This window comes from Kitasatospora misakiensis (genome assembly GCF_042656005.1).
GTDB classification, from domain to species: domain Bacteria; phylum Actinomycetota; class Actinomycetes; order Streptomycetales; family Streptomycetaceae; genus Kitasatospora; species Kitasatospora misakiensis.
The window spans coordinates 1-10,899 of the sequence record NZ_JBHSOF010000100.1 but is presented as its reverse complement, the minus strand read 5'-3'; the positions used below and the strand labels follow the sequence as shown (position 1 = coordinate 10,899).

2 protein-coding genes are annotated in these 10,899 nt (G+C 75.9%); both read left to right on the top strand.

The genetic code is table 11. The annotated features are described in order from the left end of the window. Positions 1-2,662 (top strand): type I polyketide synthase (locus tag ACFP3U_RS36370; RefSeq protein ID WP_380230056.1); only part of this gene is annotated, 2,662 nt, incomplete at its 5' end. Positions 2,663-2,696: 34 nt separating this feature from the next. After that, on the top strand, positions 2,697-10,899 hold an 8,203-nt coding region (locus ACFP3U_RS36365; RefSeq protein ID WP_380230055.1), incomplete at its 3' end, for an SDR family NAD(P)-dependent oxidoreductase.

The following is a 10,899-nucleotide window of genomic DNA, read 5'->3' as shown; positions in this document are numbered from 1 at the left end:
CGCCACCACCCTCGGCCTCGCCCACACCACCCACCCGCTCCTCCGCGCCACCGTCGCGACCGCCTCGGACGGCGGGCTGCTGGCCACCGGCCGCCTCTCCGCGACCGACCAGCCCTGGCTCGCCGAGCAGAGCATCGGCGAGACGCCGGTCCTGCCCGTCGCGGCGCTGCTGGAACTCGCCGTTGCCGCAGGCGACTCCGTCGCCGCCGGCCGGATCGCCGAGCTGACCGTGGAGGCGCCGCTGCCGACCGGGCAGGCCGCGCAGATCCAGGTGGCCGTCGGTGCGCCGGACGCGGACGGGCGGCGCACCGTGGAGGTGCACTCCCGGACGGGCGAGGAGACGCCGTGGACCCGGCACGCGACCGGCGTGCTGGCGGACGAGGCGCCGGACGCCGACGCGACGGCGGCCCCGGCCGCCTGGCCGCCGGCCGGCGCGGAGCCGATCGATCCGGAGGAGCTGTACGAGCGGCTCGCCGGCGCCGGGTTGGCCGTGGACGGCGTGTCCCGGGCGGTGCGCCGTGCCTGGCGCCGGCCGGACGGCCTCTGCGCGGAGGTGGCGTTGTCGGAGGGGACGGACGTCGAGGGCTTCGGCATCCACCCCGTCCTACTCCAGGCGGCCCTGCTCGTCGCGGCCCCGGCCGACACCGGGGAGTCGGCGACCCCCCGGCTGGCCCTGGCCTGGGAGGACGTCGCGCTGCACGCGACCGGAGCGACCGAGCTGCGGGTCCGGCTGTCGTCGCTGGGTACGGACGCGTTCGCGCTCGCGGCCACCGACCCGACGGGTGCGCCCGTTCTCACGGCCGGCGCGGTGACCTTCCGGCCGGTCGACCCGGCGACGTACGTGCAGGCCCGCGCCGGGGAGGCCGGTGACGGGCTGCTGGGCATCGACTGGGTCCCGGTCACCGTCCCCACCGCCGCCACCACCACCGAACTGCCGGCCGACACCGAGCTGTTCCACACCCCGGCCGGCCTGTCGGTCCGCGACACCCTGCACCCCGTGCTGAAGGCCGTGCAGGAGTGGCTGACGGCCGAGCGCCCCGGCCGGCTCGTGGTGGTCACTCGCGGCGCCGTCGCCACGACGGCCGAGGCGGAGGTCACCGAGCTGGGCCAGGCCGCGGTGTGGGGCCTGCTGCGGACCGCGCAGACCGAGAACCCCGGGCGCTTCACCCTGGTCGACCTGGACGGCACCCCGGCCTCCGAGCAGGCGCTGGTCGCCGCGCTGGACGTCGACGAGCCACAACTCGCCCTCCGCGAGGGCCGCGTACACGCGCCCCGGCTCGTGTCCCGGCCGACACTCCACGAGCCCGCCACCTCGTCCCCGCCGGACCCCGAGGGCACCGCGCTGATCACCGGCGGCACCGGCCTGCTGGGCGGCCTGGTCGCCCGGCGCCTGGTCGAGGTGCACGGCGTGCGGCACCTGCTGCTGACCAGCCGCCGCGGCCCCGAGGCCCCCGGCGCGGCCAAACTGTGCGCCGAACTGGAGGCGCTCGGCGCGACGGTGACCGCCGTCGCCTGCGACACCGCCGACCGCGCGGCGCTCGGGAAGCTGCTGGCTGAGGTGCCCGCCGCGCACCCGCTCTCGGTGGTCGTGCACGCGGCCGGCGTCCTGGACGACGGCCTGGTGGGCTCGCTCACCGCCGAGCAGTTCGAGACGGTGCTGCGCCCCAAGGCGGACGCGGCGCTGCTGCTCGACGAACTGACCAGGGAGGCCGCGCCCGCCGCGTTCGTCCTGTTCTCCTCGACCGCCGGTGTGCTGGGCTCGCCCGGCCAGGGCAACTACGCGGCGGCGAACGCGCTGCTCGACGCGCTGGTCCAGCGCCGCCGGGCGCACGGCCTGCCCGGGACGTCGATCGCCTGGGGCCTGTGGGCGCGGAGCAGCGGCATGACGGGCCACCTGAGCGAGGCCGATGTGGCCCGGCTGGCCCGGGGCGGGGTGAGTCCGCTGGAGGACGAGCAGGGTCTGGCCCTGTTCGACGCCGCGCTCGCGGTCGGCGGCCCCGTCGTCGCGGCCGGGGTGGACCGCGCGGGCCTCCGTGCCCAGGCGGAGCGCGGTGCGCTGCCGCACCTGCTGCGCGGGCTGGTACCGGCCTCGCCGGCCCGCCGTCGGGCCAACGCGGCCACCGCCGTGGACACTTCGGCGCTGATGCGACGGCTGGCCGGAGCGAGCGCGGCCGAGCAGGACACGGTGCTGCTGGAGCTGGTGCGCTCCCAGGCCGCGACGGTGCTGGGCCACGCCTCCGCGGGCCGCATCGAACCCGACCGCGCGTTCCGGGAGTTGGGCTTCGACTCGCTGACGGCGGTGGAGCTGCGCAACCGGCTCCAGGGCGCCACCGGCCGGCAGCTGCCGATGACGCTGGTCTTCGACTACCCGTCGCCGGTCGCCCTCTCCCGCCACCTGCGGCAGGAGCTCGCCCCCTCGTCCGACACCGCACCCTCCGTCCTGCTGGCCGAACTCGACCGCCTGGCAGCGGCGTTGGACGCCGCCCGGCCCGGTTCCGGCGACGGCGGACCGCTGATCGCCGCCCGGCTCCAGGAGATGGCCCGCCGCTGGAACGCCGCCCCGGCGACCGGCGACCACGACCTCGATGCCGACGACGACCTCGAAACCGTCACCGACGACGAACTGTTCAGCGTCCTGGACGAAGAACTCGGCACGGCCTGACCCCCCGATGACACCGCGAGGAGCACACACCACCATGGGGAACGAGCAGAAGCTTCGCGACTACCTGAAGCGGGCGACGGCCGATCTGCGCCAGGCCAACCGGCAGTTGCGCGAGGCCGAGGACCGGGTCCACGAACCCGTCGCCATCGTCGGAATGAGCTGCCGCTACGCCGGCGGGGCCGACCGGCCGGACCGGCTCTGGCAGTTGGTCGCCGGGGGCGGTGACGCGGTCTCCTCCTTCCCCACCGACCGCGGCTGGGACCTGGACGCCCTCTTCGACCCGGACCCGGAGCGGCCCGGCACCTCCTACGCCTCCGAGAGCGGGTTCCTGCACGAGGCCAGCGGGTTCGACGCCGAGTTCTTCGGCATCTCGCCGCGCGAGGCGCTGGCGATGGACCCGCAGCAGCGGGTGCTGCTGGAGCTGGCCTGGGAGGCCTTCGAGCACGCCGGTCTCGACCCGGCCGCCGCGCACGGCAGCCGGACCGGCGTGTTCGCGGGCGTCATCCACCAGGAGTACGTGCCGCACGCCTTCTCCGGCGCCGAGGGCCTGGAGGGGTACCTCCTGACGGGCACCACGAGCAGCGTGGCGTCCGGGCGGATCGCCTACACCTTCGGCCTGGAGGGCCCGGCGGTCACCGTCGACACCGCGTGCTCCTCCTCGCTGGTCGCTCTCCACCTCGCGGTCCTGGCCCTGCGCAAGGGCGACTGCGACCTGGCGCTCGCCGGCGGCGCGACCGTGATGGCCACCCCGGCGCCGTTCGTCGAGTTCAGCCGCCAGCGGGGCCTCGCGCCCAACGGGCGGTGCAAGGCCTTCTCCGCCGACGCCGACGGCACCAACTTCTCGGAGGGCGCCGGCCTGCTGCTCGTCGAGCGGCTCTCCGACGCCCGCCGCAACGGGCACCAGGTCCTGGCCGTCATCCGCGGCTCGGCGATCAACCAGGACGGCGCGAGCAACGGCCTCACCGCCCCCAACGGCCCCGCGCAGCAGCGCGTCATCCGGCAGGCCCTCGCCGACGCCCGCCTCGCCGCCCGCGACATCGACGCGGCGGAGGCGCACGGCACCGGCACCTCGCTCGGCGACCCGATCGAGGCGCAGGCGCTGCTCGCCACGTACGGGCAGGACCGTCCGGCGGACGAACGGCCGCTCTGGCTCGGCGCGGTGAAGTCGAACGTCGGCCACACGCAGGCGGCCGCGGGGGTCGCCGGCGTGATCAAGATGGTCATGGCGATGCGCCACGGCGAGCTGCCGCGCACCCTGCACGTCTCCGAGCCGACGCCGAAGGTGGACTGGTCCTCCGGCGCGGTCTCGCTGCTCACCGAGAACCGTCCGTGGGAGACAGTCGACGGGCGCCCGCGCCGGGCCGCCGTCTCGTCGTTCGGCATCAGCGGCACCAACGCGCACGTCATCCTGGAGGAGCCGACGGCCGAGGAGCCGGCCGAGGCGGACGCGGGCGACTCCGGGACGGGCGACGCGGCCACGGGCCAGGCCGAGCGGACGTCCGAACTCCCCGCCGTCTGGCCGCTGTCGGCGAAGTCCCCGGCCGCGCTGCGCGACCAGGCACGGCGACTGCTGGACTGGCTCGCCCAGTACCCCGAGACCGCGCCCGCCGACATCGCGCACGTGCTCGCCACGGGGCGGGCGCTGTTCGAGCACCGCGCCGTCGTCCTGCCGGGCGCGCGGACGGAGGCCCTGGAGGCGCTCGCCGAAGGCACGGGCCACCCCGACGCCGTCACCGGCAGCTCTGCGGACAGCGGGAGGCTGGCCTTCCTGTTCACCGGGCAGGGCTCGCAGCGGGTCGGCATGGGCGAGGAACTGTACGGCGCCTTCCCGGTGTTCGCCGCCGCCTACGACGAGGCACTGAGCCACTTCGACCCCGGGCTGCGCGACATCATCGCCACCAACCCGGACGGGCTGCTGGACACCACCCTGCACACCCAGCCGGCGCTGTTCGCGCTGGAGACCGCGCTGTTCCGACTCCTGGAGCACCACGGCCTGAAGCCCGACTACCTCGCCGGGCACTCCATCGGCGAGATCGCCGCCGCCCACTGCGCCGGCGTCCTCTCACTCGCCGACGCGGCAAAGCTCGTCGCCGCACGGGCCCGTCTCATGCACAGCACCGGCGAAGGCGCGATGGCCACCCTCCAGGGGGTCGAGGAGGACGTCCTCCCGCACCTGGGCGAGGCGTTGACGATCGCCGCCATCAACTCCGGTGACGCCGTGGTGATCGCGGGAGACGTGGACGCCGTCCACGCCCTCGCAGCGGCATGGAAGGAACAGGGCCACAAGGCCAAGGTCCTCAACACCCGCCACGCCTTCCACTCCCACCACATGGACCCGATCCTCGACGAGTTCAAGGCGATCGCCGAAACGCTCACCTACCACCAGCCGGCCATCCCGATCATCTCCACCCTCACCGGCCACCCCGCCGACCAACTCGCCGAACCGTCTTACTGGGTCCGCCAGTTGCGTGAGGCCGTCCGCTTCCACGACGCCCTGACCACCCTCAGCCAGGCCGACGTCACCACCTACGTCGAACTCGGCCCCGACGCCACCCTCACCACCCTCGCCCGCACCACCCACCCCGAAGCCACCGCAACCGCCACCCTCACCCCGAACCGCCCCGAAGCCCACACCACCCTCACCGCCCTCGCCACCGCCCACACCCACGGACACACCACCCACTTCCCCACCCACGGCACCCACACCAACCTCCCCACCTACCCCTTCCAGCGCCGCACCTACTGGATCGACACCAGCTCCTCCAGCGGCGACCCGAGCCAGCTCGGCCAACTCCCCACCGCACACCCCCTCCTGTCGGCGGCGGTCCCGCTGGCGGAGGGCGACGGTGTGGTGTTCTCCGGCCGCGTCTCGCTGCGCACGCACCCCTGGCTGGCGGACCACGCCGTGCACGGGACGGTGCTGGTGCCGGGCACGGGCATGGCCGAGATGGCGCTGTTCGCCGGTGACCACGTCGGCTGCGCGCTCGTCGAGGAGCTGACGCTGGCCGCGCCGTTCGTGGTCCCCGAGCAGGGGGCCGTGCAGGTGCAGGTGACGGTGGGCGCGCCCGACGACGAGGGGCGCCGCCCGGTGTGGGTGCACTCCCGGCCGGGCGACGCCGAGGACGCGCCGTGGACGCGCCACGCGGAGGGCACGCTCGCCCGGACCGCGCCGGAGCCCCCGTCGGGCGGCGCCGACACGGCCTGGCCGCCGGCGGGCGCGCAGGCGGTGGACCTGGAGGGCTTCTACGAGCGGCTGACCGGGCTGGGGCTCGGCTACGGCCCGGTGTTCCAGGGCCTCACCGCGGCCTGGCAGGCGGGCGGGGAACTGTTCGGCGAGGTCACCCTCCCGACCGGCGGCACCCCGACCGCCGGCACCACGACCGCCGGCACCACGGCCGGCGGCAGCGGCCGGCGCCGCTTCGGCGTGCACCCGGCGCTGCTGGACGCCGCCCTGCACCCGCTCACCTTCGGCGCACTGACGCAGGCGCAGCAGGGCGAGTCCGGTCCGATCAGCCTGCCGTTCTCCTGGACGGACGTGGCCCTGCACGCCACCGACGCCACCTCGGTGCGGGTGCGGATCACGCCCGCGGCCTCCGGCGCGGTGGCGCTGGAGATCACGGATCCGGCGGGTTCGCCGGTGGTGTCGGTCGGGGCGCTGGTGCTGCGGACGGTGTCGCCGGAGTCGCTGCGGGCGCGGCCCGCCGAGCAGGACGCGCTGTACTCGCTCGGCTGGACGTCGCTCCCCCTCCCGACCGACCAGGCGCCCACCGACACCCCGCCCGTGGCCCGTACCGAGGATCTGGCGGCCGCCCTGGCGGCGACCGGGGCGGAGCTGCCGGAGGCGCTGCTGGTCGAGGTGCGCCCGGACGGCCTCGTCGGCGCCGAGCGGGCGCAGGGGGCCGCGGCCCGGGCGCTGGAGCTGGTGCGCCGCTGGGCGGCGGACGAGCGCGCCGGGGACGCGCGGCTGGTGCTGGTGACGGCCGGGGCCGTCGCCGCCCGCCCGGGCGAGGCGGTGACGGATCCGTGGTCGGCCACGGCGTGGGGTCTGGTGCGAGCCGCGCAGGCGGAGCACCCGGACCGGTTCGTGCTGCTGGACTCCGACGGCACGCCCGCCTCCGAGGCGGCGCTGGCCGCCGCGCTGGCCACCGGGGAGCCGCAGCTCGCGCTGCGCGAGGGCACCGCGTGGGTGCCGCGCCTGGCCAGGGAGCTCGGTGCGGGCGCGTTCGTGCCGCCGGCCGGGGAGAGCTCGTGGCGCCTGGACGTGACCGAGAAGGGCACGCTGGCCAATCTCGCCCTGGTCCCGCACCCGGCGGCGGAGGCGCCGCTGGCGCCGGGCCAGATCCGGATCGCGCTGCGCGCGGCGGGCCTGAACTTCCGTGACGTGCTGATCGGTCTGGGCATGTACCCGGGTGACGCGCTGATCGGCAGCGAGGGCGCGGGCGTGGTGCTGGAGGTCGGCCCGGGGGTGACCGGGCTGGTGCCGGGCGACCGGGTGATGGGCCTGCTGGACGGCGGGGCCGGGCCGGTCGCGATCACCGACCAGCGGCTCGTCACGCACGTCCCGGACGGCTGGAGCCTCGCCGAGGCGGCGGCGGCGCCGATCGTCTTCCTCACCGCCTACTACGCGCTGCACGACCTGTCCGGGATGCGCCCGGGCCAGCGCCTGCTGGTCCACTCGGCGGCGGGCGGCGTCGGCATGGCGACGCTGCAGCTGGCCGCGCACCTGGGCCTGGAGGTGTTCGGCACCGCGAGCGCCGGCAAGTGGGCGGCGGTCCGGGCGGCGGGCCTGGACGAGGCGCACCTGGCGTCCTCGCGCACCCTGGACTTCGAGCAGCGCTTCCTCGACGCGACGGGCGGCGAGGGCATGGACGTGGTGCTCGACTCGCTGGCGCGGGAGTTCGTGGACGCCTCGCTGCGGCTGCTGCCGCGCGGCGGCCGGTTCCTGGAGATGGGCAAGACCGACATCCGGGACGCGGCCGAGGTGGCCGGGCGGCACCCGGGCGTGGACTACCTGGCGTTCGACATGATGGACGCGGGCTTCGACCGCATCCAGGAGATGCTCGCCGCGCTGCGCGAGCTGTTCCAGGCCGGGGTGCTGCGTCCGCTGCCGGTGACCTGCTGGGACATCCGCCGCGCACCGGAGGCGTTCCGGCACCTGAGCCAGGCGAAGCACATCGGCAAGGTGGTGCTCACCGTGCCGCACGCGCCCGACCCGGCCGGCACGGTGCTGATCACCGGCGGCACCGGCGGGATCGGCCGGCTGCTGGCCCGGCACCTGGTGGCCGGGCACGGCGCCCGGGACGTGGTGCTGACCAGCCGGCGCGGCCTCGCGGCCGAGGGCGCCGCGGAGCTCGTCGCCGAGTTGGGCGAGGCGGGCGCGCGGGTGCGGGTGCTGGCCTGCGACGTGAGCGACCGCCGCGCGGTCGCCGACCTGCTGGCGGACCTCCCGGACCTGACCGCGGTGGTGCACACCTCGGGCGTCCTGGACGACGGGACGCTGGAGTCCTACGGCGCGGACCGGCTGGCGGCCGTGCTGCGGCCCAAGGTGGACGGCGCCCAGTGGCTGCACGAGCTGACGGCGGACCGCGACCTGGCGGCGTTCGTGCTGTTCTCGTCGATCGCGGGCACGGTCGGCAACCCCGGCCAGGGCGCCTACGCGGCGGGCAACGCCTACCTGGACGCGCTGGCCCAGCACCGGGCCGCCCTCGGCCTGCCGGCGACCTCGCTCGCCTGGGGCCTGTGGGCGCCGACGGCGGGCATGGTCGGCACGCTGGACGAGGACCGGCAGCGCCGGCTGGGCAAGCGGGGCGCGCTGCTGCCGCTCACCGACGCGCAGAACCTCGCGCTGTACGACGCGGCGGTGGCCGGTGCGCTGCCGGCCGTGGTGCCGGCCAAGCTGGACCGGTCGGCGCTGGACGGCGGCGGCCCGCTGCCGGCCGTACTACGCGACCTCGTACGGCGGCCGGTGCGGCAGGCGGCGAGCGGCGCGGCGAGCCCGTCCTCGCTGGCCCAGCGGCTGGCCGGCCGGGGCGGGGCGGAGCGCGCGGCGCTGCTGCTCGACCTGGTGCGCGGCGAGGTGGCGACCGTCCTCGGCCACACCGGCGCGGACGCGATCGGCGCCGACCAGGAGTTCCAGCAGCTCGGCTTCGACTCGCTGACGGCGGTCGAGCTCCGGAACCGGCTGAACTCCGCGACCGGTCTGCGGCTGCCCGCGACGCTGATCTTCGACTATCCGACCCCGGGCGCGCTGGCCGCCTTCCTCGGCGAGCGGCTGCTCGACGAGGCGGGTGCCGGGGCCGCGCCGACGGCGCCCGCCGCCCGCGCTTCAGCGGGTCCGGGCACGGACGCCGACGCCGAGCCGATCGCGATCGTCGGCATGGCCTGCCGCTACCCGGGCGGTGTCGGCTCGGCCGAGGAGCTGTGGCGGCTGGTCGCCGAGGGCCGGGACGCGATCAGCGGCTTCCCCGCCGACCGCGGCTGGGACGTCGACGCGATCTACGACCCCGAGCCGGGCAAGCCCGGTTACTCGTACGCGCGGACCGGCGGCTTCCTCGCCGACGTCGGCGGGTTCGACGCCGAGTTCTTCGGGATCTCGCCGCGCGAGGCGGCGGCCATGGACCCGCAGCAGCGCCTGCTGCTGGAGACCTCCTGGGAGACCCTGGAGCACGCCGGCATCGACCCGGCCGAACTGCGCGGATCGGCGACCGGCGTGTTCGCCGGCGTCATCGCGCAGGACTACATGGCCCGGCTGCCGCGCATCCCGGAGGGCTTCGAGGGCTACGTCGGCACCGGCAACACGACCAGTGTGGCGGCCGGCCGGCTGTCCTACACCTACGGGTTCGAGGGCCCGGCGGTGACGGTGGACACGGCGTGCTCCTCCTCGCTGGTGGCCCTGCACCTGGCCACCCAGGCGCTGCGCCGCGACGAGTGCTCGATGGCGCTGGCGGGCGGCATCACCGTGATGTCCGCGCCCTCGATGTTCACCGAGTTCAGCCGGCAGCGCGGGCTGTCGCCGGACGGCCGCTGCAAGGCCTTCGCGGCGGCGGCCGACGGCACCGGCTGGGGCGAGGGCGTCGGCCTGCTGCTGCTGGAGCGGCTCTCCGACGCGCAGCGCAACGGCCACCGCGTGCTCGGCCTGGTCCGGGGCACGGCGATCAACCAGGACGGCGCCAGCAACGGCCTGACCGCCCCCAACGGCCCGTCCCAGCAGCGCGTCATCCGCGCCGCCCTGGACAACGCCCGCCTCGACGCGGCCGACGTCGACGCGGTCGAGGCGCACGGCACCGGCACCGCCCTGGGCGACCCGATCGAGGCGCAGGCCCTGCTGGCCACCTACGGCCGCGGCCGGGACGGCGAACGGCCGCTCTGGCTGGGCTCGTTGAAGTCCAACATCGGCCACACCCAGGCGGCGGCCGGGGTCGGCGGCATCATCAAGATGGTCATGGCGATGCGCAACGGCGAACTGCCGCGCACCCTGCACGTCGACGAGCCCACGCCGCACGTCGACTGGGAGGCGGGCGCCGTCGAGCTGCTGACGGAAGCCCGGCCGTGGGAGGCGGACGGGGAGCGGCGGCGGCGCGCGGCCGTCTCGTCCTTCGGCATCAGCGGCACCAACGCCCATGTGATCCTGGAGGAGGCGCCGACGGCCGTGCCGGTCGCGGAGGCTCCCGCACCGGAGGCGGAGACGGACGGCGGCCCGGTGTTCTGGCCGCTGTCGGCGAAGTCGGAGCCCGCCCTGCGGGACCAGGCCCGCCGCCTGCACGCCTGGATCGCCGCCCACCCCGGGGCGGACGAGCGGGCGATCGCGACGGCCCTGCACCGCCGGGCCGGCTTCGAGCACCGGGCGGCCGTCGTGCCGACCGACCGCGCGACCGGCCTGGACGCGCTGGCGGCCCTCGCGGACGGTCAGCCGCACCCGGACCTGGTCACAGGGACGGCCGGGGTGAGCGGGAAGACCGTGTTCGTCTTCCCGGGGCAGGGCTCGCAGTGGCCCGCGATGGGTGAGCACCTGATGGCCACCAGCCCTGTTTTCGCTCAGCACATCGCGGCGTGCGCGGAGGCGTTCGCGCCGTACGCGAGCGACTGGAACCTCACCGAACTGCTCACCGAACCCAACCCCGAACTGCTGGAGCGGGTCGACATCGTCCAACCCGCCCTGTTCGCCGTCATGACCGGCCTCGCCGAGCTGTGGCGACACCACGGCATCGTGCCCGACGCCGTCATCGGCCACTCCCAGG